Below are 25,777 nucleotides of genomic sequence, written 5' to 3'. Positions count from 1 at the left end.
AACAAACAACACCGCCATGACCAGCAGCAACGACGTCCGCGCCACCTTCCTCGACTACTTCGCGCGCCAGGGGCACGCGGTGGTCGACAGCAGCCCCCTGGTGCCGCGCAACGACCCGACGCTGCTCTTCACCAACTCCGGCATGGTGCAGTTCAAGAACGTCTTCACCGGCGCGGAACGCCGCCCCTACAACCGCGCCACCACCGCCCAGAAATGCGTGCGCGCCGGCGGCAAGCACAACGACCTCGACAACGTCGGCTACACCGCCCGCCACCACACCTTCTTCGAGATGCTCGGGAACTTCTCCTTCGGCGACTACTTCAAGGAACAGGCGATCACCCACGCCTGGACCCTGCTGACGCGCGACTTCGCGCTCCCCAAGGAAAAGCTCCTCGTCACCGTCTACAGTGAGGACGAGGACGCCGCCGCCCTCTGGCGCAAGATCGCCGGCCTCCCCGACAGCAAGATCATCCGCATCTCAACCAGCGACAACTTCTGGCGCATGGGCGACACCGGCCCCTGCGGCCCCTGCTCCGAGATCTTCTACGACCACGGCGAGGCGATCCCCGGCGGCCCTCCCGGCTCCCCCGACGAGGACGGCGACCGCTTCATCGAGATCTGGAACCTCGTCTTCATGCAGTACCTGGAGGAACCGGCCGGCACCCGCCGCCCCCTCCCGCGTCCCAGCATCGACACCGGCATGGGGATGGAACGCTTCACCGCCATCCTCCAGGGCGTCCACGACAACTACGACACCGACACCTTCCGCGCGATCATCCTCGCCTCCGCCGAGGCCACCGGCCAGGAAGCGGACGGCCCCTTCAAGGCCAGCCACCGCGTCGTCGCCGACCACCTCCGCGCCGGTTCCTTCCTCATCGCCGAGGGCGTCCTCCCCTCCAACGAGGGCCGCGGCTACGTCCTCCGCCGCATCCTCCGCCGCGCCATGCGCCACGCTCACATGATGGGCGCGCGCGACCCCCTGCTCCCCCGCCTGGTTCCGGTGCTGAACCGCCAGATGGGCGCCGCCTACCCCGAGCTGGTCCGCGCCGAAGCCCTGATCACCGAAACCCTGCGCCTGGAAGAAACCCGCTTCCGCCACCTCCTGGAACGCGGCCTAGGCCTCCTCGCCGAGGAAACCGCGAAGCTCGGCGACCGCCAGCCCCTCCCGGGCGACGTCGCCTTCCGCCTCTACGACACCTTCGGCTTCCCCCTCGACCTCACCCAGGACGCGCTGCGCGCCGAGGGCCGCCCGGTGGACACCGCCGGCTTCGAGACCGCCATGGCCGAGCAGCGCCGCCGCGCCCGCGCCGCCTGGTCCGGCACCGGCGACGCCGCCACCGAGTCCCTCTGGTTCGACATCAAGGAACGCCTCGCCACCGGCACCGAGTTCCAGGGCTACACCACCGAGCGCGCCGAGGCCTCCATCCTCGCCCTCGTCGCCAACGGCCAGGAGGTCCAGTCCGCCCCCGAGGGCACCGAGATCTCGGTGGTCCTCAACCAGACCCCCTTCTACGCGGAGTCCGGCGGCCAGGTCGGCGACGCCGGCCTCATCACCGCCGAAGGCCTGCAGATCGCGGTCCGCGACACCCAGAAGAAGCTCGGCCTCTTCATCCACATCGGCATCGTCCAGCACGGTACTGCCAGCACCGGCGCCGCCGTCCTCGCCGAGGTCGCCCACTCCCGCCGCAGCGCCATCCGCGCCCACCACAGCGCCACCCACCTCCTGCACGAGGCGCTGCGCCGCCGGCTCGGCGACCACGTGGCCCAGAAGGGCAGCCTCAACGCCCCCGACCGCCTCCGCTTCGACGTCTCCCAGCCCACGCCCATGTCCCCCGAGGACCTGCACTGGGTGGAGCAGGAGGTGAACGCCCGCATCCGCGAGAACGCCGAGGTCACCACCCGCCTCATGACCCCCGAGCAGGCGGTCGAGGCCGGCGCCATGGCCTTGTTCGGGGAGAAATACGGCGACGAGGTCCGCGTCGTCGGCATGGCCCACGACCCCGAGGCCACCTCCCGCCACGGCGTCTACAGCCTGGAACTCTGCGGCGGCACCCACGTGACCCGCACCGGCGACATCGGCCTCTTCAAGATCGTGAACGAAGGCGCCGTCGCCGCCGGCGTCCGCCGCGTGGAAGCCGTCACCGGCCCCGCCGCCCTCGCCATCATCGAGGAGGAGGAGCGCCTCCTCCGCGAAACCGCCGCCGCCCTGAAGGTCCCGGCACACGAGGTCCCCGCCCGCATCGCCGCCCTGCTGGAGGACCGCCGCAAGCTCGAGCGTGAGATCGCCGACCTCCGCCGCAAGCTCGCCACCGGCGGCAGCGCCTCCGAGGTCGAGGAAGTCGCAGGCCTCCGCGTCGCCCTCCGCGACCTCGGCGAGATCCCCCCACGCGACCTGAAGGGCCTCGCCGAAGCCATCCTCAAGGGCGGCACCGCCGACGTCGTCGCCCTCGTCTCCTCCGCGGAGGGCAAGGCCAGCATCGTCGTCGCCGTGGGCGAGGCCGCGAAGGGCAAGGCCGACGCCGTCACCCTCGTCCGCGCCGCCTCGGCCGCGGTCGGCGGCAAGGGCGGCGGCGGCCGGCCTGACATGGCCCAGGCCGGCGGCCCCGAGGGCACCAGGTCCGCCGAAGCCCTCGCCGCGATCCGCGGCGCGCTGGCGGCCTGAGTGCGCCGCTCAGCCCACCGTTTCGGGGCAGAGCGGCCCGCCGGCCTGCTCGGACAGGCCGCGCAGAACCTTGGACAGGGCGTCCTCGATCTGGCGCAGGAGCGTCGACGCCTCGGCGGCGTCGAACTCGGAGACCACGATCTGGTCGGGCATGTCGTGCACGAGGACAACACGACCGGGGAGGGAGAGGGCTCGGAAGGTGCTCATGCGACGACGTTAACAAGGGATCACCGAACCTTCACAGTCCCGTGATGAAGTCCTCGGGCGATGTTGCGCCGCGGCCACAGCTGCATTCGCATCTTGCAACGGCTCCAGCATCCGGCGCGTTGAGCCCCGGTTCGCAGGAGGTCCCATGATCCATCAGCCGATCCACTACCGGCCGGAATTCGAACACCCCGAGCCCGGGGAAGCCGAGACCACCCGCGACCTGACGGACACCATGCGGGGCATCGTGGAGACCACCTTCAAGGACTACGGCTACCCCGTTCGCGCCGTTCACGCGAAGAGCCACGGCCTGCTGCATGGCGAGATGACGGTCCTGGGCGGCTTCGCGCCGCCTTTCGCGCAAGGCGTCTTCGCCAAGCCTGCCACCTACCCTGTCGTGCTGCGCTTCTCCACCAACCCCGGCGACCTGCTGGACGACAGCATCTCCGTCCCGCGCGGCCTGGCCGTGAAGATGGTGGGCGTGGAGGGCGAGCGCCTGCCGGGCTCGGAGGAGCAGCGGACGCAGGACTTCGTCATGGTGAACGCCCCCGCCTTCGCCGCGCCCACCGCCAAGGCCTTCCTCGGCAGTGCCAAACTTCTCGCCAGGACCACCGACGCGCCGCAGATCCTGAAGAAGGCAGTCTCCGCTGTGCTGCGCGGCGCGGAAACGGTGGTGGAGGCCGTGGGCGGCAAGAGCCCGACGCTCACCACCCTGGGCGGGCACCCGAACACTCACATCCTGGGAGAAACCTTCCACAGCGCGACGCCCTTCCTCCATGGTCCCTACATGGCGAAGTATTCCGTCGCGCCGGTCACGCCGATGCTCAAGGCGCTGAAGAACCGCAAGGTGGACGTCGCCGGACGGCCGGAAGCGCTGCGCGAGGAGGTCATGGCCTACTTCGCCTCCCAGGATGCCGAATGGGAGTTCAGGGTGCAGCTTTGCACCGACCTGGACACGATGCCGATCGAGGACTCCTCGGTCATCTGGCCAGAAGAGGAAAGCCCATATGCCGTGGTGGCGCGCATCCGCGTGCCGGCACAGCCTTCGTGGAACGAGGCGCGTTCCCGTTCGGTTGATCTCGGCATGTCGTTCAGTCCCTGGCATGGGCTGTCGGCGCACAGGCCGCTCGGATCGATCAACCGCGCGCGCAAGCCTGCCTACGAGATGTCATCGGGGTTCCGCGCCGCGCACAGCGGCTGCCCGATGCACGAACCCCGGACCCCGGAAGAGATCCCGATCTGACGGCGATCCCGCCCCCGGCACGCTGCTCGGGCTGAGGAAGCGTTCAGGCCTGAGCGCCGGATCTTCCCCCGGGCCATCAGCGGCCGCCTGGCGCGGGGAGGAGTCTGGTGGGGTGCCGCCGCGTCGTGGTCATGGTGGGGAGGGCTGGCGGCCATCCCCAGCGGCTCAGAGCCATTCCGGCAAGGGGAGGTCGCGGAAAGTCTGGCGCATGCGGCTGGACCAGCCTTCACGAAGGCCCGCGAAGTAGGAGTCCTCGGCGCCGATGCGCCGTACCGGCGGCAGCGTCAGCGTGTCGGTGCGGTACACCAGCAGGTCGAGCGGCAGTCCGACGGAAAGGTTGGTTCGCATGGTGTCGTCCATGCTGACCAGGCCAAGCTTCACGCCGTCGCCGAGCGAGGTGTCGTGGGTCAGGACCCGGGTGATGACGGGCTTGCCGTACTTGTGCTCGCCGATCTGGAGGAAGGGGGTGTCGGGCGTGGCCTGGATGAAGTTGCCGGCGGAGTAGACGAGGAAGAGATGGGGCGGGCCGCCCTTGATCTGGCCGCCGACCAGGAAGGAAGCGGAGAAGGAGAGGCCCTGGGCTTTCAGGGCGGGACCGTCGGCGGCGTAGACGGCGCGGATGGCGGCGCCGACAAGCTGCGCCGCGCGGAACATGCTGGGCACGCTGAGCAGGGTGTGGGGCGTGTCGTCCAGCGTCACCCCCTCCTCCAGGCGGTTCCAGACGGCCTGGGTGACGCCGAGATTGCCGGCGGAAAGAAGGCAAAGGGCGCGCTCGCCCTCGGTCCCCGTCGTGTAGAGCTTGGAGAAGGTGGAGACATTGTCCACGCCCGCATTGGTGCGGGTGTCGCCCAGCATCACCAGCCCATCGCGAAGGAAGAGGCCGACGCAGTAGGTCATGGTTGCAGCGCTCCGTCCCGCGTGGGACGGCAACACCGCAAGCCGCCCTTTGTTGCGGCGGGCTGCTAGCCGATCAGGAAGCACTTCCCGATGGATGTGCCCAGGCGGCCGTTGCCGTCCACCACCTCCGAGAGAAGGTCGGGCAGGCCGCCCTCCATCAGCCGCGCCGGGCTTTGCGCCACGCAGCGGCCGCGCAGCGCCGCGGCCAGGCGGCGGCAGGCCACGCGGTCCTCCCCGTCGGACATGGCGAGGACGCTGAGGATGGCGTTGACCTCCTCGTAGCAGGCGGAGACGGAGCGGGGGTGCTCGGTGCGCATCAGCAGCAACTCCACCACGCGGGCGGGCCGCAGGCGGTCCCGGAACATGTGCTGATACGCCCGCAGCGCCGAGACGGAGCGCAGCATGGTCTGCCACTGCGCATGGTTCGCGGCATCCGCCTCCGTGCCCGGCGCGAAGGCGTTTCCGCGGGAGGCGAGCAGGCGGGCGGTGTTGTCCGCCCGCTCCAGCATGGTGCCCAGGCGGACGAAGCGCCAGGCGTCGTCGCGCAGCATGGTGTCCATGGCGGCGCCGTTGAACAGCACGGCGCGCGACATCACCCAGTCCAGGAAGCCCATCAGGCGGTCGCCGGCGGCTGCCTCGCTGTCGAGCTTGCGGATGTCGATCCAGGCGTCGTTCACCGCCTCCCACATGTCCACGGTGAGGGCCGTGCGGACGGCGCGGGCGTTGCGGCGGGCGGCTTCGAAGCAAGCGGCGACGGATGATGGGTTGAGGGTGTCGAGCGTGAGCCAGCGGGCGGCCTGGTCGGGCGTCGGCTCGCCGTAGAGCTCCTGGTAATGCCCGGCCGTGCCGGTGGCGGCGATGAGGGCGGTCCATTCGGCGGCCTCCGTGCCGCGTGGGGCGGCGAGGGCTGCCATGCGGAGGGAGGCGTTCAGGGCACGGGCGACGTTGCCCGCGCGCTCCATGTAGCGTCCGAGCCAGAAGAGGCTGTCTGCGGTGCGGGCGAGCATCAGCGGGCCTTCCCGGGGCCGGGCTTGCCGAAGCCCATATCATCAAAGCTCTGGGTCATGCCGCCCATGCTCTGGGTCATCACGCCCGGGCCCATGGACTGGCTCATCGGTGGCGGGTCCTGCTCAAGCACCCAGGTGTCCTTGGTGCCGCCTCCCTGGGAGGAGTTCACCACCAGCGATCCCTCCCGCAGCGCGACGCGGGTGAGGCCGCCCGGGACGATGCGGACCTGCTCGCGGCCGAAGAGCACGAAGGGGCGGAGGTCCACGTGGCGCGGGGCCATGCCGCCGGCGCTGAGGGTGGGCACGGTGGAGAGGGCGAGGGTGGGCTGGGCGATGTAGTCGGCGGGCTTCTCGCGGATGCGGGCGGCGAAGATGTCGCGCTCCTCCGCGGTGCTGTGGGGACCGACCAGCATGCCGTATCCGCCCGAGCCCCGGGCGAGCTTCACCACGAGTTCGCCGAGGTGGCCGAGCACGTAGGCGCGGTCTTCCTCGCGCTCGCACATGTAGGTGGGCACGTTGCGGAGGATCGGTTCCTCCGAAAGGTAGAAGCGGATCATCTCCGGCACGAAGGGGTAGATCGCCTTGTCGTCGGCGATGCCGGCGCCCGGGGCGTTGGCCAGGGTCACGCGGCCGGCGAGGTAGGCGGCCATCAGGCCGGGCACGCCGAGGGTGGACTCCTCGAGAAAGGCCTTGGGGTCCAGGTACTCGTCATCCACGCGGCGATAGATGACGTCCACGCGGCGCGCGCCGGCGGTGGTGCGCATGAACACCGTGTGGTCGCGCACGAAGAGGTCCGCGCCCTCCACCAGCTCGACGCCCATTTCGTCGGCCAGAAAGGAATGCTCGTAATAGGCGGAGTTGAACGGGCCGGGGGTGAGGACGACAACCGTCGGCTCGCCGCTGCAGGCCGCGGGCGCGAGGGACTTCAGGGTTTCGAGCAGTTCCTCGGGGTAGTGGCTGACGGGCGCGATCCGATGGGCGGAGCAGAGGTTCGGCAGGAGCCGCATCATCGCCTCGCGGTTCTCCAGCATGTAGGAGACACCGGAAGGGACGCGGCAGTTGTCCTCCAGCACGAAGAACTCGTCCGGGCCGGTGCGGACCAGGTCGATGCCGGAGATCACGGTGTAGACGCCGCCCGGGGGGGTGAAGCCCTCCATGATCGGGCGGTAGCCCTCGTTCTTCAGGACGAGGTCGGCGGGGACGATGCCGGCCTCGAGGATCCGTCGCGGCCCGTAGACATCGGCGAGGAAGGCGTTGAGCGCGCGCACGCGCTGCTCCAGGCCGCGTTTCAGGCTGTCCCATTCGCTGCGCGCGATGATCCGGGGGATCACGTCGAAGGGGATGAGGCGCTCGGGGTCACCGCCCTCGGTGTAGACGGCGAAGGTCACGCCGATGCGGCGGAACAGCACCTCCGCCTCTCTCCGCTTGGCTTCCAGCTCCTGCCCGCCGGCCGCCTCCAGGTAGCGCGCGATGCCCGCGTAGGGCGCGCGGACCTTTCCGTCCTCATGCATCTCGTCGAAGGCCGGCACTGTGTCCCCCCGTGTGCTGCGGCCGGGACGGGCCGCTCTTCCCATCGTCGCAGCAAGTGGCGTGCCGGGCGAGGGGGGGTACGGCGACGATTTTGTTCCGGATTCGATTGGGACACGTCCGCGTGCGCGGCGGGGTACCGCTGCAGATTTGGCTTGCCCGATCAGTTCATGTTTTGTTCACTGATGCCCATGCGATATCTCCATGCCGCAACCCGCCCCATCGTCCCCAACGACGCCCTGCGCGAAGCCATGCTGGCCTTCGTGATCGCGTTCCCGGCCTTCTGGGCGCTCGGCGAGGCCGCGGTGGCTCTGGGCTACTGATGGGCCGCGATCAGGGCAGCCACGAGGCGCCCCCGCGGATGAAGGACTGGATCTCGAGCCGGTAGCCCTGGGGGTCGCGGAAGAAGGCGCTGCGAACGGTGCCGCCCATGCCGGTGGTGGCCGGACCCTCGAAGGTCACGCCCCTGGCGGACAGGGCGGCGATGGCCGCGTCGAGGTCGGCGACGGCGAAGCTGACCAGCACGCCCTCGGTGCCGAGGCGGCGGCCGGGAATGTCGCACAGGCCGATCAGCGCGGTGGCGCTGGCGCGCAGGATGCGGCACCGGCCCTGGTCCACCACGCATCGAAGGCCGAGCGTTTCCTCGTAGAAGCGGCAGAGCCGGGGCAGGTCCGCCGTGTAGAGGAAGGTGATGGTGCGGCCTTCCGCCAGGGCGGGGGGAGGGGTGTCATCCATCGTCCTCGGGGTCCTTTCCGGGGCGGCCCGTGACGTGGCGCCAGTGGTGCCAGAGCAGGCGGGCGGCGAGCGAGCGCCAGGGCTGCCAGCCCCGCGCCGCTTCCGCCAGGGCGCGGGGTGGAAGGCGGGCGGGCAGGTCGCGCAGGTGGGCCAGGGCGGCGGCCAGGGCGAGGTCGCCCTCGGGGAAGATATCCGGGCGGTCCTCGGCGAAGAGGAGGTGGACCTGGGCGGTCCAGCGGCCGAGGCCGCGGATGGCGCAGAGGTGGGCGACCGCATCCTCGTCGGCCATGCCGGCCAGGTCCTCCAGGCGGAGCCGGCCTTCCAGGATGGCGGTGGCCAGGCTGCGGGCATGGGCGGCCTTCGGGCGGGAGAGGCCGGCGACGCCGCAGAGGACGGCATCGTCCAGTGCCATCAGCCCCGCCGGATCCAGGGCGCCGGGAAGGGCACGGAGGCGGGCCCAGATCGCGCCGGCGGCGCGGTTGCTGATCTGCTGGCCGCAGATGGTGCGGAGAAGCCCCGGAAAGCCCGGGGCGCGGCGGCGCCAGGGAAGGGGACCGGCCGCGGCGAGGACGCCGTGCAGCGCCGGGTCCGCCAGGGCCAGGCCGAGGAGGCCCGGGGCGGCCCAGGCCGGATGGTCGTTCATGAGAGGGGAGGTGAACGGCGGCGGGCGCCGCGACAAGGGGGGATGCGGGATGCCCGCCGCCGTTCCTCCGGCGGCGCCCCGGGGGATTGGGGGGATGGGGCGGCGCCGTTGGGGCGATATCTGGCGTTCCGGGGCCGCCATCCAAGGCCTGTTCCCGGGATGGTGAAACAGCCGGCAACGCCGGCCCGTTCCGACATGGAATGTAACAACACGCCCCGCGACACCGGGCCCGGGCGCGCTATGTAACAGGGCATGGAACCCGCCCCCCACATCCTGGTCGTGGACGACGACCGCGAGATCCGCGACCTGCTCGCCCGTTTCCTCGAGAAGCAGGGCTTCCGCGTGACCACGGCGCGCGAGGCGCGCGAGGCGCGGCGCGCCTGGCCGCTGGGCCGGTACCACATCGTGGTGCTGGACCTGATGATGCCCGGCGAATCCGGGCTGGACTTCGCCCGCTGGCTGCGCTCGCAGTCCGACGTGCCCATCGTGATGCTGACGGCGATGGGGGAGGAGACGGACCGCATCGTCGGGCTGGAGCTGGGCGCGGACGACTACGTGGCCAAGCCCTTCAATCCGCGCGAGCTCCTGGCCCGCATCCGGGCGGTGATGCGGCGCGCCCACGGCGAGGGGCCACGGCGCGACCCGCTGCCCAGCGCGATCCGCTTCGGCGGCTGGGTGCTGGAGCCGCAGCGGCGGCGGCTGCTGAACCCGGACGGCGCCGAGGTTTCGCTGACGGGCGGGGAATACGAGCTGCTGACGGTTCTGGTGGAGCGGCCGAACCGGGTGCTGACGCGGGACATGCTGATGGACCTGCTGCGAGGGCGGCAGGCCGGGCCCTTCGATCGGGCGATCGACGTCGCCGTTTCGCGGCTGCGGCGCAAGCTGGAGGATGACGGGCGCAACCCCAGCCTGATCAAGACCGTGCGCGGCGGCGGCTATGTGCTGGCCGCGGACGTGGAGCGCGCGGCGTGAGGCGCCCCGGGGGGCATCGGGCCGCATGAAGGGGCTCATCCGCCGCATCCTGCCGCGGACGCTGGCGGCCCGCACGGCGCTGTTCCTTCTGCTGGCGCTGATGGCGGTGCAGGCGGCGGGGCTGACCATCCATGCGCTGGACCGCGTGGACCTGCAGCGCGCGGCGATGGAGCGGGAGATGTCGGCGCGGGTGTTCGGCCTGTGGCGCAGCATGGTGGTGGCCCTGCCGGACCGCCGCCCCTCCGTGCTGGCGGAGCTGGAGCTGCCCACCGGGCTGGAGGCGGGACTCGACGACCAGCCCTGGGTGCGGTCGGGCATGCTGCCCGCGCCGCCCGAGGTGCTGCGCATGGTGCGCCCCGAGATCCTGCTGGGCGGACCGCCGCGCTGGCGGGCGCGGGAGGTGCAGGCGGGGATGGGCTTCGGCACCCTCTACGTGGCGGCGCTGCTGCCGGACGGGTCCCAATGGGTGAACCTGAAGCTGCACATGCCGCCGCTCAGGCCCTGGCATTCCGAGACCTTCCTGATCGCCTTCCTGCTGATGACGGCGGCGGCGGCGCTGCTGATCGTCTGGGCGACGCGGCGGCTGACGCGGCCGGTGCGGGACCTGGCGCGGGCGGCGAACGCGCTGGGGCGCGACGTGAACGCGCCGCCCATGCCCGAGGACGGGCCGCTCGAGGTGTCCACCGCCGCCCATGCCTTCAACACCATGGCCGAACGCATCCGGCGCTTCGTGGGGGATCGCACGCAGATGCTGGCCGCGATCGGGCACGACCTGCGCACGCCCATCACCCGTCTGAAGCTGCGGGCCGAGTTCATGGAGGACGAGGAGCAGCGGGCGAAGATGCTGTCGGACCTGGAGGAGATGGAGGCCATGGTGAATGCCACCCTGGCCTTCGCGCGGGACGACGCGGCCGCCGAGCCTTCGGTGCCGCTGGACCTCGCGGCGCTGTGCCGCACCGTGCTGGACGAGGCGGCCGACGCCAGGCCCTACGCGCCGCCCGAGGCCTTCGCCTATGAGGGGCCGGAGCGACTGACGGTGCGCGGGCGGCCGATCGCGTTGAAGCGGGCGCTGGCGAACCTCGTGGCCAATGCCGCCAACTATGGCAATGCCGCGCGGGTGCAACTGGTGCCGCCCCAGGTCGGCCAGGCGGCGCAGATCCAGCTTCGGGTGGAGGACGAAGGCCCGGGCATTCCAGAGGAAAGCCAGGAGGCCGTGTTCCAGCCCTTCCGCCGGCTGGAGGCGAGCCGCAACCGCGAAACGGGCGGCGTGGGACTGGGCCTGCCGATCGCGCGCAACATCCTGCGCGCCCATGGGGGGGACGTGGTGCTCCGAAACCGGCCGGAGGGCGGCCTGCTGGCGGTCGCGACGCTGCCGGCCTGAGGCGCCCTCAGGTTCGGATGGGAAGGCCGAGCAGGCCCGCCAGGGCGATGAGGACGAAGCAGGCACGCCGGAAGGTGGCCTCGCTGGCCCTGCCGAAGAGGCGTGCCCCGGCCCAGAGGCCCAGCCCGTAGGGCACGGCTGCCAGGGCGGCCAGGGCCAGCACCTCCTCCGTCAGCAGGCCGCCCAGGAGGTAGGTGGCGGCGCTGATGACGCCGCTGGCGGCGAAGAAGAGCACGATGTTGGCCCGCACGCGCGCCGCCGGGATGGCGCCGCCCAGCCAGTAGGCGACCACCGGCGGGCCGCCCATCTGGGCCGCCCCCGAGAGCAGCCCGGAGGCAGCGCCGACGCCGAGGGAGAGCGGCAGGGCCGGGCGGCCGTGGTAGCGCCAGCCCGACGCCAGCAGCGCCAGCATGGCCAGGGCGAGGGCGCACATGCCCCAACGCAGCGCCTGAGGGTCGAGGTGCAGGAGGAGCCATGCGCCGGCGGGCGTTCCCGCCAGGGCCCCGGCGAGGAGGGATGCGACCTCCCGGCGGTCGGCGGTTCGCCAGGCGGCGGGGATGAGGGGCAGGGCGGCGGCGTTGTCCACCAGCATGAGCAGCGGGGCTGCGACGCGCGGGCCGAGCGCCGCGCTGACGAGCGGAATGAAGATCAGCGCCGCGCCGAAGCCCGAGAAGCCGCGCGCGAGGCCGGCGACGAGGGCGGTGGCCAGCGTCGCGGCGAGCTCGGGAAGGGGCGGCAGGCCGGGAAGGGTCATCGGGCGCCGCGGCGGGAGTTCACGGAACCTCGAAGGGGCAGGGGCGCAGGCGGGTGACGTGGTCGCCGGCCGTTGTTTCCCCGATGCGGCCGCGGTGGTAGTCGCGCTGCCAGCCCTGGGCGCGGGCCTCGCTGCCCGGCTCCTTGAGCGCGGCGTTGAAGCGGGCGCGGGAGGCGCTCCAGCCGCGGTACCCGGCCTCCAGGGCAGGGTCCGCCGCCAGGGGGCGGATGGCCGGGCGCACGCGCTCGATCAGGTCGCGCGGGATCGGGAAAAGCAGGCAGAGGGGCTCGCCCGGGGCGAAGCGCACGGGGTGGCGCGGGCGGGTGAAGCGCCAGTTCATGGTGAAGGTGGCGGGGGACCAGTCGGTCTCCACCACGCCGGTCAGCGGAGCGATGCCGTCCTTTGCCGTGTTGGTCGGGCCCGAGACCCAGAGGCTGTAGCCAGGGTCGGTACGGAACAACATGTCGATGTGGAAGGTGAGCACGCCCGAGCCGAAATGGCTGACGGCGGCGGGGCGCCCCTCGCGTTCCGTGCGGATGGTGATGTCGGAGGCATTGGGGCCGCCGTTCCACCAGGCCTCGAAGGCGCCCTCGCCCACCACCTCCCAGCCATGGGCATTGGCCATGGTCAGCGGCAGGCAGCGGTTGGCGAAGCCCTGGGGGGTGGCGTCCATCCAGTCCCGCCGCGCCGGCGCCGGGCGGAGGGTGGGGGATGGGACCCCCAGGCTGTGCGCCGTCAGCCCGATCGGGGGCGCCTCATCCGCCATGCACGGTCAGCGGGTGGTGCAGCGCTTGAGGGGGCTGGGAAATTCGGAGCAGTTGGGAAAGAGGATCTCGTTGGGGCCGCGGCGTTCCACCCGGAGGTTGTTGGGGTTGGCGCAGCCGAAGGCGCTGTCCGGGGGCAGCCGGCCGCCCAGCGGCGGGATGGAGGCGCTGGCCGGGGCCATGCGGAACTCCACCGCGTCCGGGCCGCCCGAGACGGTCTCGATCAGGCGCTGCCGGTAGGGCACCTCGAGCACCGAGACGCGCATGATGACGTCGCGCGTGAAGATGACGGTGGGCTGGGCCGCGCAGTCGGCGCCCTCGGTTTCGGTGGCGGGGAAGATGCCGCCGGTCCAGGTGCCGAAGAGCCAGGCATGGGGGGCGGCCGGTGCCGGTCCCTGCTGCGCGTCGGCCGCCGCAAGCGGGGCTGCCAGCAGCGCGACCATGATCCACTTCGCCCAGTTCCGCCGCATCGAACAGTCCCTCATGCCCTGAAGTGGCCGCAGAAAAGGGGAGGGCGGGCCGGTTGTCCACCCCGCCGCGATGGATCAGGCCGCGGCGGGCGCGGCCAGGGGAGCCGGTTCGCGGAGCGGCAGGTGGATCAGGGCGGCGAACACGCCGCCCGCGACCGAGATCAGCCACATGGCGTCGTAGCTGCCGGTGCGGTCGAAGATGAGGCCGGGCAGCCAGGCGCCGAGGAAGCCGCCGACCTGGTGGCCCAGGAAGACCAGCCCGAAGATGGTGGCCAGCCAGCGCGTGCCGAAGAGGCGGGCGCAGAGGGCGACGGTGGGCGGCACGGTGGAAAGCCAGAGCACGCCCATCAGGGCGGAGAAGACCAGGATGGAGGCGGTGGACTTCTCCACCACGAAGAACACGGCGATCAGCAGGGCGCGCAGCGCGTAGATCGCGACCAGCAGTTCCCGCCGCTTCCAGCGCTGCGTGAGTTCCCCCGAGCCGAGTGAGCCCACCACGTTGAACAGGCCGATCAGGGAAATGGACCAGGCGCCGACCTGCACGGGAAGATGGCAGGTGGCCACGAAGCCCGGCATGTGGATCGCGATAAAGGAGACGTGCAGGCCGCAGACGAAGAAGCCGAAGAAGAGGCACCAGAACATGCGGGAGCGGAAGGCGCGGGACAGGGCCTGGCGCGCGGATTCCTCCGGGACCGCGCTGGCGGGCTTCGGCGCGGGACGGCCGGCCAGAGGCAGGGCAAGGGGCACCATCAGCAGCGCGGCGCCGGCCATGGCCAGCAGCGCGGCCTGCCAGCCGAAGCCCGCGAGCGCCGCGCCCGACATGGGCACCACCAGGAACTGCCCGAGAGAGGAGCCCGCCGTGCCCAGCGCCGCCGCGCGGCCGCGCATGGAATCGGGAAGCTGGCGGGTGAGGGAGGCGACGATCACGGGCATTCCCGCCGCCGAGACGGCGACGCCCATGACGAGGCCCGCGAAGAGGGTGAAGACCCCGAGGCCGGGCGCGAGGGCCATGCCGGCGATGCCGAGGGCGTAGAGCAGCGCGCCGCCCATCACCACCACGCGCCCGCCGAAGCGGTCCGCGAGCTGGCCGACGAGGGGCTGGCTGAAGCCGTTGATGAGCACCTGGCAGGCGATGGCGAAGGCGAAGCCGCTGGTGGACCAGCCGAGCGCGGTGGTCATGGGCGCGAGGAACAGGCCGAAGGACTGGCGCAGCCCCATGGCAAGCGCCGCGCAGCCGACCGAAAGGGCGAGAACGAGCGCGAGTGACCGGCCTTGCACGATGTTCCCGCTCCCGCGTTTCGTGGCTCAGCCTAATCCGGCCGGCGGTGGCGGTCCAACCGCCTCAGGCGGCTGCGAGCAGCAGGGCGGCGTGCTCCGCGGGCTTCACCTTGCGCCAGATGGCCTCCACCGTGCCCTCGGCCGAAACCAGGAACGTGCTGCGCTCCATGCCCATGTACTTGCGGCCATACATGGATTTCTCGACCCAGGCGTCATAGGCGGCGGCGAGGGACTGGTCGGCGTCCGACGCCAGGGTGAAGGTGAGGCCGAACTTCCTCGCGAAGGCGTCCAGCTTCTTCACGGGGTCGGGCGAGACGCCGATCACGGTGATCCCCGCCTTTCCGAGCGCGGCCAGGTTCTCCTGCACGCCCTGGGCCTGGACGGTGCAGCCGGAGGTATCGGCCTTGGGGTAGAAATACAGGGCGTAGCGGCGGCCGCGGAGCAGGGCGGCGCTGGCGCGCCCGCCGCCCGCGGCCGGCATGTCAAATTCCGGTGCCTTGTCCCCGACCTCGATCATGCGGCCCCCTTCAGCGGCAGCGCGCCGAGGTGGCGCTCGAAGCTCGAACGCACGCCGGACGCGACCTCGCGCATTTGCCCGCGGAGGGCGGGCAGGTCAACGGGCGGCTCCCGGCAGGCGGGGGCGATGCCGCGAAGAAGGGCCTGGGTGGAGGCGGGGGGCAGGTGTTCGGTCCGCACCCGGCCGACGGTGAGGCGCAGCAGGGATTGCAGGGTGCGCCAGAAGCGCTCCGCCGCGATGAGGGCCGCGGCCTCCTCCGCCTCCAGCAGCCCGGCGCGGGCGAGGTTCGCCAGGGCGTCGCGCGTGGTGGGGGCCAGGATCTTCGGGTGCGCGGCGGCATGGGCGCATTGCAGGGCCTGCGCGATGAACTCCACTTCCACCAGGCCGCCGGGGATGGCCTTCACGTCCCAGGGGCCGTCGGGCGGCAGGTCGCGCAGCATGCGGGCGCGCATGGCCAGGGCATCCGCGATGGCCTGGGGGCCGGAATGGGCCACAAGGGCTTCGCGGCAGCACTCGGCGATCCGGCGGCGCAGCGCGGGGGGGCCGGCCACGGGCCGGGCGCGGGTCAGCGCCATGCGTTCCCAGGTCCAGGCCCCTCCGGTTCCCGGGCCGCCGGCCTCGCGGGGGCCGTGGTAGCGTTCGAAGGCGGCGATGCTGGCGGCCACGGGGCCTTTGTTGCCGGAGGGGCGGAGGCGCATGTCCACCTCGTAGGGCTTGCCCTCGGCGCCCGGGGCGGTCAGGGCCGCGACGAACTGGGCGGCGAGGCGGGCGAAGTAGGTGGAAACGGCCAGCGGCTTGGGGCCGTCGCTCTCGGCCGCGTCCTCGGCGTGGTCGTAGATGAGGACGAGGTCGAGGTCGGAGCCCGGCAGCATCTCCCGGCCCCCGAGCTTGCCCATGCCGACCACCGCCATGGCGCCGCCCGCGACCTTGCCGTGGCGGGTGGCGAAGTCCTTGGCGACCTGGGGCAGCAGGCAGGCGATGGCGGCATCGGCCAATTCGCTGCGGGCGATGCCGGCGGCGTCCACGTCCAGCGTGCCCTCCAATGCGGCGACATCCACCTCGAAGCGGCCTTCGGTGACCATGCGGCGGACGGATTCGAGGGATTCCTCGTAGTGGCGGGCGGCGCCGACCAGGGCGGGGATGGCGGCCGCGGCCTGCCCGGCGCCGCCCGCGAGCAGGCCCTCCAGGGCGGAGGCGTCGCGGGCCAGGTGGTCGGCGAGCGCCGGAGCGGCGCCGAGCACGCCGGCCACGCGGTCCAGCAGGGCGGGGTTGCGGTGCAGGAGGCTCAGCACCTGCACGCCGGCGGGGAGGCGCTCCAGAAGGGCGTCGAAGCGGGCAAGCGCCGCGTCGGGCTCGGGCTGGCGGGCGAAGGCCGCGAGGAGGGCTGGCATCAGCGCGGTCAGCAGCTCGCGCGCGCGGGCGCTCCGGGTGCCGCGGCGGTGGCCGTGGTGCCAGGCGCGCACCATGGCGGAGATGCCGCCGGGGTTGGCGTAATCCATGGTGGCCAGGGTTTCGAGGGTCGCCGGGTCGTTCTCGGGGCCGGTGAAGACGAGGTTGCCGCCCTCGAAGCCCTCCCCGGCGGGCAGGCTGAGGGAGGGCTCCGATTCGAACTGGCGGGAATACTGGCCGGCGACGCGGCGGAGATGGCCGGTGAGGACGGAAGCGAAGGAGCCGGTGTCGTCGAAGCCCATGAAGGAGGCGATGCGGGCCAGGCCGTCCTCGTCCTCGGGCAGCCTGTGGGTCTGGCGGTCGGCCACCATCTGGAGCCGGTGCTCGACATCGCGAAGGAACACATAGGCGTCGGCCAGCTCCGCCGCCGCGCGCCGGTCCATGCGGCCGGCGGCGGCGAGGGCGACGAGGGCGCCGAGGGTGGTGGGGTCGCGCAGCGTGGGGTCGCGGCCGCCCCAGATGAGCTGGGCGACCTGGGCGGTGAACTCGATCTCGCGGATGCCGCCGCGGCCGAGCTTCACGTCGTGGCCGGCCACCGCGATCTCGGACCCCGCGCCGCGCTTGGTTCCGTGCACCGCGTGGATCTGGCGCTTGATGGAGTGGATGTCGGCGATCATCGCGAAGTCGAGGTGGCGGCGCCAGACGAAGGGACGGATCTCCGCCAGGAGCTGGTCGCCGAGCGCGCGGTCGCCGGCCACGGGACGGGCCTTGAGCATGGCCGCCCGCTCCCAGTTCTGGCCGAAGCTCTCGTAATAGGCGATGGCCGCCTGTATCGAGACGGCGAGCGGTGTCGCGGCAGGGTCCGGACGGAGGCGCAGATCAGTCCGGAATACATAGCCCTCGGCCGTGCGTTCCTCCAGCAGCCGCACGAGGTCGCGGGCCAGGCGCACATAGGTCGCCTGGGCCCCGTCGGGATCGGTCGCCGCGGCTGGATCGAAGAGGACCATCAGATCGACGTCGGAGGAATAGTTCAGCTCGCGCCCGCCCAGCTTGCCCATGGCCAGCACGACCAGGCCCGAGCCCCGGCTCGCGGCGCGCGGGTCGCGCTTGGCGCCATGGGGCAGGGTGATCTCGCCGCGCCCGGCGGCCTCCCGCAGGAGGTGCGCGCAGGCGAGGTCGATGGATGTTTCGGCCAGGGTGGAGAGGGCGCCGGTGACCTGATCGAGGCTCCATTCCCCCGTGAGGTCCGCGGCGGCGATGATGAGGGCTGCCTGCCGTTTCGACTGACGAAGCGCGGCGCCGAGCTGGGCGAAGCTGGCGCCGGGATCGGCGCGGCCGAGCGGGTCCAGCGCGGCGGCGAGCGCGGACTCGGCGCCGCGCTCGGCCATGCGCAGCAGCGTCGTGGCTTCCCGCAGGGCGAGGTCCGCGAGGAAGGGGCTGTGGCCGCCCAGTGCCGCCAGCAGCGCGGCCCCCGGCGCCGTGGCGGCATAGGCGGCCTCGGCGGACCCACGCGCGGCGAAGTCCTCGGCCAGCCGCGCGGCGGCGGCAGGGTCGAAGGGTGTCGGCGGGTGGCGGCGGGTGGCTTCAGTGGCGGACATGCGCCTGCAGGCAACGCGTGAGGCGCCACCTCGGTCAAGTGGGGAAGCGCTTCGGGGCGCTGGCCTTGCAGGCCGTTTCCTTTCTTCTCCGGCTGGCCATGCTGGCGGCGATCCTCGCCGGGGTGGGTCTGGCGGCGCTGGGCTGGCGGCTTGCGCAGGGTCCGATCGCCATTCCGCCCATCCCGCCGGTGAACGATGCCATTGCGGCGCGGCTGACCGGGCTGGCGCCGGGGGTGCGGATCACCTTCGGGCAGGCCTGGGTGGCCTGGGGCGGCTGGCAGGGAGGCGTGGCGGCGCCGCTCCGCCTTCGGCTGGACACGCTGCGCGTGGTGGATGCGCAGGGGGCCACGCGGGCTTCCCTCGAGGCCGCGGAGGTCACGCTGGCCGTGCCGCCGCTGCTGCGCGGCGTGGTGGCTCCGGAGCGGGTCGTGCTGCGCGACCCCGCCGTGATGCTGCGCCGCGACGAGCAGGGGGAGCTTTCGCTGGACCTGGGCGTGCCGCCCGAGGCGGCGGTGCCCACGGAGGGAGCGCCTTCGGGCGAGGCGCAGAGCCTGGAGGCGGGCACCCAGGCGCTGGCCCGGGCGCTGCGGGCCCCGCCCGGCGATTCGCCGCTGGCCTCGCTTCGCGAGCTGCGGGTGGAGAGCGGGCTGGTGCAGGTGCGCGACGACCCGCTGCGGTTCGGCTGGTCGCTCGACGACGTGAACCTTTCCATCACGCGGGGCAGTGGCGCGGACGCGGCGATCGGGATGTCCGGATCCGGCGCGTTGCTGCTGGCGGGGCAGGAGATCCCCGTCCGGATCATCGGGCGGGCGGAGGGGGAGCCGCTGGTGGCGGAGGCGATCCTGGAGATCGATGCGGTGAGCCCGCCGGCGCTGGCGACCGCCCTGCCGTCGCTCCGGCCGCTGGCGGCGCTGGAGGCCGATCTCGGGGCCCGGTTCAGCGGGCGCTACGACTTCAGCAGCGGCGAGTTCCTCGGACGGGTGGAGGTCCGGACGGAGTCCGGCCACGTGGTCGCGCCCGGCCGGCGCATTCCCGTCAATGCGGCGCGGCTGGTGCTGACCGGGGACGGGCGGCGGCTTCGCATGGAGCGGCTGGACCTGACCTTGCCGGCGCCGCCGCGCCCGGGAGCGCGGCCGACCCGGATCACGGCCAGCGCGCGGGCCGACCGCGACGGGGACCTCTGGAGGGGGGAGCTTGAGCTGGGGGTGGATGCGCTGGCCGTGGTGGACCTCGACCGCTACTGGCCGCCCGGGGTGGCGGAGAACGTGCGGTCCTGGCTGGTGGAGAACCTGACGGCGGGCACCGGGCGGGACGGGCGCTGGGTGCTCAAGGGGGAGGTTGCGACCGACTTTTCCCGCCCGCGCGTGACGGATGTCTCGGGCACGCTGCGGGCGGAGGGGGCGACGGTGCACTGGCTCCGCCCGATCCCTCCGCTGGAGGGGGCGGACGGGCTGATCACCTTCTCCCTCGCCGAGGTGGTGGTGCAGGCGCGGGCGAACCGGCAGGCGGGCACGGGGCTCTCGGTGCCCGAGGCGCGGGTGCGGCTGTTTGACCTCGATGTCGATGCGGAGAAGGCGGAGATCGAGGGGCGGGTGGTGGGGCCGCTGGCCGATGTGCTGGCGGTGGTGCGCAACCCCCGGCTGCACCTGTTCGACAAGCGGCCGCTGGAGCTGGGGGCGGCCGGGGGCAGCGTGGACGCGCGGCTGCGGGTCTCGACGCCGCTGAAGAAGGACCTGCGGACGGATGAGGTGCAGGTTGCCGCCCAGGGGCGGCTGACCAACGGGCGCATCGCCGACTTCATCCGCGGCCTGCCGGTGGAGCGGGCGGACCTGGATGTTTCGGTGGACCTGGCGGGGATGAAGCTGGCGGGCACGGCGCGGCTGGGCCCCATTCCCGGCCGGCTGGAGGCGCAGCTCGACTTCCGCGATGGCCCGCCTTCCCAGGTGACGGAGCGGGTGCGGGTGGAGGGGCGGACGGAGGCGGCAGACCTCAGGCGCCTGGGTGTGGACGCGGCGCCCTATGCCACCGGGCCGCTGAACTACGTGGCGCAGGTGGAGCGGCATCGCTCCCGCGAGGCGGAGGTCTCCGTGCGGGCGGAGCTGCGGGACACGCGGCTGTCCCTCGCGCCACTCGGCTATAACAAGCAGGCCGGGGTGCCCGCGCGGGCCGAGGGGGTGCTGCGCTTCCGCGGCGACGATCTGGTGGCGCTGGAAGGGGTGCGGGTGGAGGGGCCGAACCTTGATGTCCGGGGCGGCGTGGCCTTCGTGCGCAACAGCGACGCCTATGGGGCGGATGTGCTGGAGGCGCGGGTGGGAGCCAGCCGCTTCTCGGGGCGTTTCGCCTCTCCGTCCTCGCCCGGGGAGCCATGGGACATCCGGCTGCGCGGGGCGGTGCTGGATGCGCGCGGGCTGCTGCGCGAGCGCGAGCGGCGCGGCGCCGGCGGCGGGGGGGAGCCGACCGCGCTGCGGCTGGATGCCAGCTTCGACCGCGTGCTGCTGGCCGAGGGCCGGGAACTGGCGCCGGTCCTGGCAACGCTGTTCATCGACGGGCGCGGTGTGCTGCGCGACCTGCGCGCGAGCGGGCGCGGGGTGCGCGGCGGAGGGTTCGAGGCGGTGGTGGTGCCGCGCGGCGCCGGGCGGGCCATGGAGGCGCGGGTGGATGGCCTGGGCAACCTGCTCCGCGACCTCGGCCTTTTCGACGCGCTGGACGAGGGGCGCTTGCACATGTCCGGCGAATGGCCGGGCAACGCGCCGGGCTCGCCGCTCACCGGCGTTGCGGAGCTGCGGGACTTCGGGGTGCGGGAGGCGGCCTCGATCGGCAAGCTGCTGCAGGCGCTCTCGATCTACGGCATCCCCGAGGCGGCGCGCGGGCCGGGGCTGCGCTTCACCCTGGCCAACGCGCCCTTCACCCTGACGCCAGAGGCCCTGGTGCTGCGCGAGGCGCGGGCGGTCTCGGCCTCGCTGGGCATCACGGTGGAGGGGCGGATCCTGCGGCAGGCGGAGCGCTTCGACCTGCGCGGGACCATCGTGCCCTCCTATGCCGTCAACAGCGCGCTGGGCCGCATTCCCGGGATCGGGCAGCTCTTCACCTCCGAGCGGGGCGGGGGCGTCTTCGCCGCGAACTTCCGGATGCTGGGCAAGCTGGACGATCCGGACTTTCAGCTCGACCCTCTGTCCATCCTGGCGCCGGGGGCGCTTCGCGGACTGTTCACGGGGCCGAGCCCGGCGGGGCGTTGACCCCGCGCTTGACCGGAGGGGGTTGGGGACGCAAACCCCCGGGCAAGCTGCCCCGGAGGACGACCATGCAACGACGCCATCTCCTCGCCCTGCCCCTGGCGGGCGCCCTGCCGCTGCCTTTCGTGCGGAGAGCTTCCGCGCAGGGGGCCACGGTGATGCGGCTGTCGCACCAGTATCCGCCCTCCCACCACATCGCGGGCGTGCTGGCGGGCTTCGCGGCCGAGGTGAAGGCCAGGAGCAACGGCGCGGTGGACGTGCAGGTGTTCCCCGCCGAGCAGCTGGCGCGGGTGGCGGAGAACTTCCCGGGCGTCGCGCGCGGGGCCTTCGAGGCGGCCGTGGCCACCAACTTCACCTGGGGCAACACCATCCCGGAGATGTCGGCCCAGACCATTCCCTTCTTCTTCACGGAGGTCGAGCAGAACCGGCGCTTCCCCAAATCCGAGGCGCGGCGCTTCCTGGACGGGATCACGGCGCGGCGGGCGGTGCGCTCGGTGGCCTGGCTGTTCACCACCAACTCGGCGATCTTCACCTCGGGCCGCAAGGCCCTGATCAATCCCGAGGATTTTCGCGGCGTGAAGATCCGCGGCATCAACACGCTGATCGACCAGTCGCTCTCCGCCGTGGGCGCGGCCCCGGCCGCGACGCCGGCCCCGGAGGTGGTGGGGGCGCTGCAGTCGGGCGTGCTGGATGCGGGGCTGACGGATGTGTCCGCCGCCGTGTCGCGCCGCTTCTACGAGGTGCAGAAATACGGGACGGTCTCGCCCTTCTTCAGCGTGTCCACCCAGGTCTACGTCAATCCGCGCTGGTGGGACGGGCTGCGGCCGGAGGCGCGCGCGGTGATCGAGGCGGCGCTGGCGCGGGCGGAGGAGGAGGCGGTGGACGTGACCGTGCGCACCGCCGAGGCTGCGGTGGGCGAGCTTCGCGCCAAGGGGATGGAGATCACAGTGCAGACGCCCGAGCAGGCCGCGCGCTGGCGGGACGCGATGCAGAAGCCGGTGATGGACGCCTTTCTGCGGCAATCGCCCGAGAACGGACCGCGGCTGCTGGACCTGCTGCGGGCGGTTTGATCGTGCTGCGCGCCGTTTCCCTGGTATCCCGCCTGTCCTGCTGGCTGGCCTCGCTCTCCACGGTGGTCTGCCTGCTGCTGGTCGGGGCCTCGGTGGTGGCGCGCTATGTTTTCCACACGCCGCTGCCCTGGATCGACAAGGTGGCGGGATGGCTCGTGCTGGCGCTGGTGCTGCTGGCCGCGCCCGAGGCGCAGCGGCGCTTCGAGCATATCGGGGTGGATGTGGCCGTCGGGCGCATGGGGCCGCGGCTGGCCCGGGCGGCGCATGTGGTGGGCGCCGCGTCCGTCGCGCTGGTGGCCGCGATCCTGCTCTGGGCGGGATGGGAGACGGTGGCCTTCTCCCGCATGGTCGGCCTGGTGACCGATGTGGCGGAGATCCCGGAGTGGTGGGTGCAACTGCTGCTGCCGGCGGGCGCGGCGGTGCTGCTGCTGGTCTCGCTGGCGCAGTGCTTCGTGCTGCTGGCCGGCGGGTCGCCCGAACACCTGCCGACGGGTGACGAGGAGTTGCCGCGCGACACGCTGGCGCGCGGGGAATAGCGCATGTCCTTCCTGATCCTGATGGCCGTGCTGATCGGCCTGCTCTACCTCGGCCTGCCGATGTTCGCGGCGCTGTTCCTGCTGCCGCTGGCGGTGCTGCTCTGGGTCGAGGGCGGCATTCCCGCGCTGGGCGAGATCGTCATCGGCAACCTCAACGGCTACCTGCTGGTGGCCATCCCGCTGTTCATGATGATGGCGCATGTGATGGTGCGCGGGCGGGTGGTGGACGACCTCTACGGCGCGGCCTTCGCCATGCTGCGCCGGGTCCGTGGCGGCGTGGGCATCGCGACGGTGCTGGCCTGCACGGTGTTCGCGGCGATCTGCGGATCCTCCGTCGCGACGGCGCTGACGATCGGCAAGATCGCGATCCCGCAGATGCTGCGCTACGGCATGTCGCGGCGCGGCGCCTTCGGGGTGGTGGCGGGGGGTGGGACACTGGGTATCCTGATCCCGCCCTCGGCACCGATGGTGCTCTACGCCTTCGTGACGGAAACCAGCGTGGGGGCGCTGTTCCTCGCGGGCCTGGTGCCGGGGCTGATGATGGCGCTGGTTTTCGCCCTGTATGTGTTCGTGACCGAGGGCAAGGCCGTGGCGCCGGCGGACGACCCGCCGCCCGAGCGCGTCGGGACCTCGCTGCGGCGGGCCGGCTGGTCGATGACGCTGCCGGTGTTCGTGCTGGGCGGCATCTACATGGGGGTGTTCACGGCAACGGAGGCGGCGGGGGCGGGGACGCTCTATGCCATCGCGATCGCGGCGATCATCTACCGCACGCTGACCTGGCGGGACCTGTGGGACGGGGTGCAGGACGCGACGCGGACCAGCGCGATGCTGCTGATGATCATCGCGGGCGCCGCGGTGTACGGCTACATGCTGACCAAGCTGCACATCCCCCAGGAGCTCGCCGCCCTGGTGACGGATATGGGGCTGTCGCGCACCGGGTTCCTTGTGGCGATGATGGTGCTGTTGTTCGTGCTGGGGCTCGTGCTGGAGAGCTTCTCCATCATCCTGCTGACCATGCCGGCGATCCTGCCCTCGCTGGGTGCGCTGGGGATCGACAAGGTCTGGTACGGGGTGCTGCTGACGCTTTCCCTGGAGATGGCGCTGATCTCCCCGCCGGTCGCGATGAACCTCGTGGTGATCAAGGCGATCACCGGGGCGCCGCTGGCGGAGGTGAATCGGTCGATCATCCCCTACATGCTGATGCTGGCGGCGGGGACCGCGCTGCTGATCGCCTTTCCCGGAATCGCGCTGTGGCTGCCGCGGCAGGCGGGCTACGGGGGCTAGGCCAGGCGGCGCGGCGGGGGCGCGCCGGGAAGGCGGCCGGGCCGGGCGAAGAGGTAGCCCTGGGCCAGTTCGACGCCGAGCGAGGCCATAACGGCGGCGTGTTCCTCGGTTTCGACCTGCTCGGCGATCACCCGGGCGCCGACGGCGAGGCTGAGGTCCACCATGGAGGCGACGAAGGAGCGGTCGCGCTCGCTGCGCACGGCGTTCTGGACATAGGCGCCGTCCACCTTCACCCAGTTCACGGCGAAGTTGCGGAGGTAGCGGAAGGCCGCGGCGCCGGCGCCGAAGTCGTCGATGCAGAGGGAGACGCCGCGCGCGCGGAGCATGTCCAGCGTGGCGCGGGCCTCCTCCTCGTTCTCGATCTCCACGGATTCGGTCAGTTCCGCCATCAGCCGGGGCAGCAGGGCGCGGTTGGCGTCCAGCCGGTTCTGCAGCGCCTGGCGGAAGCGGGGGCTCTGCATGGAAAGGCCGGAAATGTTGAGGGCGACGTGAACGCCGGGCGTGAAGCGCAGCGCATCCAGCACCGTGTCGGCGACGGCGAGGTCCAGCTCCTCGGTCAGGCCCACGGCTTCGGCGCAGCGGATGAAGGTGTCGACCTGCTGGCCGCCCGGGCGGAGCAGGGCCTCGTAGTGGTGGGTGCGGCGGTCCCGCAGGTCCACGATGGGCTGGTAGAGAAGATCGAAGCGGCGTTCCCCGATGGCCCGCCGGATGGTGCCGGCCTGAGCGGCGATGTCGCGCAGGGCTTCGGTGAGGCCGCCGGTGGCGAGGGCGGCGGTGCCCCCGGTGGCGAAGTTGGACAGGGCATGGCGGAGGGCGCGGGTGGCCTGGGCCGGGGTCAGGGATTCGGGATCGAGGGGGAGGTTGCGGGTCGATACCTCCCCCGGGAGGCCGTGGGAAAGAAGAACGGCTTCCATGCGCGCGGCGAGGCCGGGCAGGTCCGGAGGCTGGCGGCTGCTGACCAGGCCGTACCGGCCGGGAGAAAGGCGGCCCGTGAGGCCGCCGCCGGAGCCTTCCAGCAGAGCGGCGTCCAGCTCCCCCTGCAACTCCGGGCGGCGGGCGATCGCGCGGCGGATTTCGTCGGGCAGGTCGATCAAGGCGAGAACGGCGCTTCCGCCCGGGCCCTGCATCAGGCCGGCGGCGGCGCGCCCGAATGCGGCGCCTTCGGCCACGGTGGGGGCACGGGGCGGGGCGGGCAGGGGGCCGAAGGTGAGGCAGAACTGCCCCTGCGGACCAGAGGGGGCGAGGCCGGCAAGGGAGAAGGGCGTGCGCCTCGCGTCGTTCAGGCGGATGGCGGTCGGCGGCAGGCGGCCACGGGCCGCCAGCAACTGCATGGCCATGGCCAGCGCTCCGCGCTCCTCGGCCGCGATCAGATCGTCCAGCGGGCGGCCGACGAAGGCTTCCGGCGCCTCGCCCAGGTGATGGCGAAAGGCGCCGGCGGCGAAGGTGATCGTGGCATGGGGCCCGGTTTCCACCAGGAGGTCGGCGGCGGCGAAGGCGAAGGTGAGGAAGCGGTCGCGCTGGTCCGCGCCCGGCGTGCGCGGGGGAGAGGAAGATCGCGACGCGATGCCGGAGGCCTGCATGCGGGCAGGTTGCCCTGCCCGCCTTGCGGAAGA

The 25,777-nt window shown here is 72.4% G+C and carries 22 protein-coding genes; 9 read left to right on the top strand and 13 right to left on the bottom strand.

From position 1 onward, the window contains the following. The first annotated feature begins 16 nt into the window (after positions 1 to 16). The gene (gene alaS / locus ACFFIC_RS25040; RefSeq protein WP_377055510.1) at positions 17 to 2,662 is read left to right on the top strand and encodes an alanine--tRNA ligase; all 2,646 of its coding nucleotides are present in this window, start codon (positions 17 to 19) and stop codon (positions 2,660 to 2,662) included. 9 nt (positions 2,663 to 2,671) lie between these two features. On the opposite strand, the gene ACFFIC_RS25035 is transcribed toward alaS, so the two are convergent. After that, positions 2,672 to 2,869 carry a hypothetical protein gene (locus ACFFIC_RS25035; protein ID WP_377055508.1) on the bottom strand — a complete coding sequence of 66 codons (198 nt, stop codon included), beginning with the start codon at positions 2,867 to 2,869 and terminating at the stop codon, positions 2,672 to 2,674. 145 nt (positions 2,870 to 3,014) lie between these two features. On the opposite strand from ACFFIC_RS25035, the gene ACFFIC_RS25030 reads away from it, so the two are divergent. Next, positions 3,015 to 4,109: a catalase family protein gene (locus ACFFIC_RS25030; RefSeq protein WP_377055506.1), complete on the top strand. Its 1,095-nt coding sequence runs from the start codon at positions 3,015 to 3,017 to the stop codon at positions 4,107 to 4,109. A 165-nt stretch (positions 4,110 to 4,274) separates the two neighbouring features. Here the strand turns inward: ACFFIC_RS25030 and ACFFIC_RS25025 are convergent, their stop codons facing one another. The 3 genes from ACFFIC_RS25025 to ACFFIC_RS25015 all read right to left on the bottom strand — a co-directional run bounded on the left by ACFFIC_RS25025 (position 4,275) and on the right by ACFFIC_RS25015 (position 7,542). Beyond that, the gene (locus tag ACFFIC_RS25025; protein WP_377055504.1) at positions 4,275 to 5,006 is read right to left on the bottom strand and encodes a peptidase; all 732 of its coding nucleotides are present in this window, start codon (positions 5,004 to 5,006) and stop codon (positions 4,275 to 4,277) included. 65 nt (positions 5,007 to 5,071) lie between these two features. Next, positions 5,072 to 6,013 carry an alpha-E domain-containing protein gene (locus ACFFIC_RS25020; RefSeq protein WP_377055502.1) on the bottom strand — a complete coding sequence of 314 codons (942 nt, stop codon included), beginning with the start codon at positions 6,011 to 6,013 and terminating at the stop codon, positions 5,072 to 5,074. Next, a complete protein-coding gene (locus ACFFIC_RS25015) occupies positions 6,013 to 7,542 on the bottom strand; it encodes a circularly permuted type 2 ATP-grasp protein (protein WP_456306968.1) in 1,530 nt (509 codons plus the stop codon). Before ACFFIC_RS25015 ends, ACFFIC_RS25020 begins: the two co-directional genes overlap by 1 nt. A gap of 189 nt (positions 7,543 to 7,731) precedes the next feature. On the opposite strand from ACFFIC_RS25015, the gene ACFFIC_RS25010 reads away from it, so the two are divergent. Next, entirely contained in the window at positions 7,732 to 7,863 is a 132-nt protein-coding gene (locus ACFFIC_RS25010) for a hypothetical protein (RefSeq protein ID WP_377055498.1), read from the top strand. Positions 7,864 to 7,873: 10 nt separating this feature from the next. Here the strand turns inward: ACFFIC_RS25010 and ACFFIC_RS25005 are convergent, their stop codons facing one another. Both ACFFIC_RS25005 and ACFFIC_RS25000 read right to left on the bottom strand, forming a co-directional pair. Continuing rightward, the gene (locus ACFFIC_RS25005) at positions 7,874 to 8,275 is read right to left on the bottom strand and encodes a VOC family protein (protein ID WP_377055496.1); all 402 of its coding nucleotides are present in this window, start codon (positions 8,273 to 8,275) and stop codon (positions 7,874 to 7,876) included. Further along, positions 8,268 to 8,918: a DNA-3-methyladenine glycosylase family protein gene (locus ACFFIC_RS25000; protein ID WP_377055494.1), complete on the bottom strand. Its 651-nt coding sequence runs from the start codon at positions 8,916 to 8,918 to the stop codon at positions 8,268 to 8,270. Before ACFFIC_RS25000 ends, ACFFIC_RS25005 begins: the two co-directional genes overlap by 8 nt. Positions 8,919 to 9,170: 252 nt before the next feature. Here ACFFIC_RS25000 and ACFFIC_RS24995 point away from each other — a divergent pair, with 252 nt between their 5' ends. Both ACFFIC_RS24995 and ACFFIC_RS24990 read left to right on the top strand, forming a co-directional pair. Further along, positions 9,171 to 9,890 carry a response regulator gene (locus ACFFIC_RS24995; RefSeq protein WP_377055492.1) on the top strand — a complete coding sequence of 240 codons (720 nt, stop codon included), beginning with the start codon at positions 9,171 to 9,173 and terminating at the stop codon, positions 9,888 to 9,890. A 25-nt stretch (positions 9,891 to 9,915) separates the two neighbouring features. Then, positions 9,916 to 11,271 carry an ATP-binding protein gene (locus ACFFIC_RS24990; RefSeq protein WP_377055490.1) on the top strand — a complete coding sequence of 452 codons (1,356 nt, stop codon included), beginning with the start codon at positions 9,916 to 9,918 and terminating at the stop codon, positions 11,269 to 11,271. A 7-nt stretch (positions 11,272 to 11,278) separates the two neighbouring features. Here ACFFIC_RS24990 and ACFFIC_RS24985 read toward each other — a convergent pair whose 3' ends face one another. From ACFFIC_RS24985 to ACFFIC_RS24960, 6 genes are all read right to left on the bottom strand, one after another. Further along, on the bottom strand, positions 11,279 to 12,025 hold the full coding sequence (locus tag ACFFIC_RS24985) for a sulfite exporter TauE/SafE family protein (RefSeq protein ID WP_377055488.1): 747 nt from the start codon (positions 12,023 to 12,025) through the stop codon (positions 11,279 to 11,281). A gap of 19 nt (positions 12,026 to 12,044) precedes the next feature. Further along, positions 12,045 to 12,791: a DUF6065 family protein gene (locus tag ACFFIC_RS24980; RefSeq protein WP_377055486.1), complete on the bottom strand. Its 747-nt coding sequence runs from the start codon at positions 12,789 to 12,791 to the stop codon at positions 12,045 to 12,047. 6 nt (positions 12,792 to 12,797) lie between these two features. Then, positions 12,798 to 13,259 (bottom strand): hypothetical protein, encoded by a 462-nt coding sequence (locus tag ACFFIC_RS24975; RefSeq protein ID WP_377055484.1) that lies wholly within the window; start codon positions 13,257 to 13,259, stop codon positions 12,798 to 12,800. A gap of 75 nt (positions 13,260 to 13,334) precedes the next feature. Beyond that, complete coding sequence (locus tag ACFFIC_RS24970) at positions 13,335 to 14,537, bottom strand: MFS transporter (RefSeq protein WP_377055482.1); 1,203 nt, start codon at positions 14,535 to 14,537, stop codon at positions 13,335 to 13,337. Positions 14,538 to 14,601: 64 nt separating this feature from the next. Further along, positions 14,602 to 15,054: a peroxiredoxin gene (locus tag ACFFIC_RS24965; RefSeq protein ID WP_377055480.1), complete on the bottom strand. Its 453-nt coding sequence runs from the start codon at positions 15,052 to 15,054 to the stop codon at positions 14,602 to 14,604. Then, on the bottom strand, positions 15,051 to 18,041 hold the full coding sequence (locus tag ACFFIC_RS24960; protein WP_377055478.1) for a bifunctional [glutamine synthetase] adenylyltransferase/[glutamine synthetase]-adenylyl-L-tyrosine phosphorylase: 2,991 nt from the start codon (positions 18,039 to 18,041) through the stop codon (positions 15,051 to 15,053). The genes ACFFIC_RS24965 and ACFFIC_RS24960 overlap by 4 nt, the downstream gene beginning before the upstream one ends. 17 nt (positions 18,042 to 18,058) lie before the next feature. On the opposite strand from ACFFIC_RS24960, the gene ACFFIC_RS24955 reads away from it, so the two are divergent. From ACFFIC_RS24955 to ACFFIC_RS24940, 4 genes are all read left to right on the top strand, one after another. Next, the gene (locus tag ACFFIC_RS24955; protein ID WP_377055476.1) at positions 18,059 to 21,277 is read left to right on the top strand and encodes a YhdP family protein; all 3,219 of its coding nucleotides are present in this window, start codon (positions 18,059 to 18,061) and stop codon (positions 21,275 to 21,277) included. A 65-nt stretch (positions 21,278 to 21,342) separates the two neighbouring features. Further along, the gene (gene dctP, locus ACFFIC_RS24950; protein ID WP_377055474.1) at positions 21,343 to 22,344 is read left to right on the top strand and encodes a TRAP transporter substrate-binding protein DctP; all 1,002 of its coding nucleotides are present in this window, start codon (positions 21,343 to 21,345) and stop codon (positions 22,342 to 22,344) included. Positions 22,345 to 22,346: 2 nt separating this feature from the next. Further along, the gene (locus ACFFIC_RS24945; RefSeq protein WP_377055472.1) at positions 22,347 to 22,880 is read left to right on the top strand and encodes a TRAP transporter small permease; all 534 of its coding nucleotides are present in this window, start codon (positions 22,347 to 22,349) and stop codon (positions 22,878 to 22,880) included. 3 nt (positions 22,881 to 22,883) lie between these two features. Further along, positions 22,884 to 24,164: a TRAP transporter large permease gene (locus ACFFIC_RS24940; RefSeq protein ID WP_377055470.1), complete on the top strand. Its 1,281-nt coding sequence runs from the start codon at positions 22,884 to 22,886 to the stop codon at positions 24,162 to 24,164. On the opposite strand, the gene ACFFIC_RS24935 is transcribed toward ACFFIC_RS24940, so the two are convergent. Then, positions 24,161 to 25,744, bottom strand: coding sequence for an EAL domain-containing protein (locus ACFFIC_RS24935; protein ID WP_377055468.1), 1,584 nt, complete (start codon positions 25,742 to 25,744; stop codon positions 24,161 to 24,163). The two genes, ACFFIC_RS24940 and ACFFIC_RS24935, sit on opposite strands and share 4 nt — an antisense overlap. Between the last annotated feature and the right edge of the window lie 33 nt (positions 25,745 to 25,777).

Source organism: Muricoccus vinaceus, assembly GCF_042433125.1.
Classification (GTDB): Bacteria; Pseudomonadota; Alphaproteobacteria; order Acetobacterales; family Acetobacteraceae; genus Roseomonas; species Roseomonas vinacea.
This window is presented reverse-complemented; position numbering and strand designations above follow the sequence as displayed.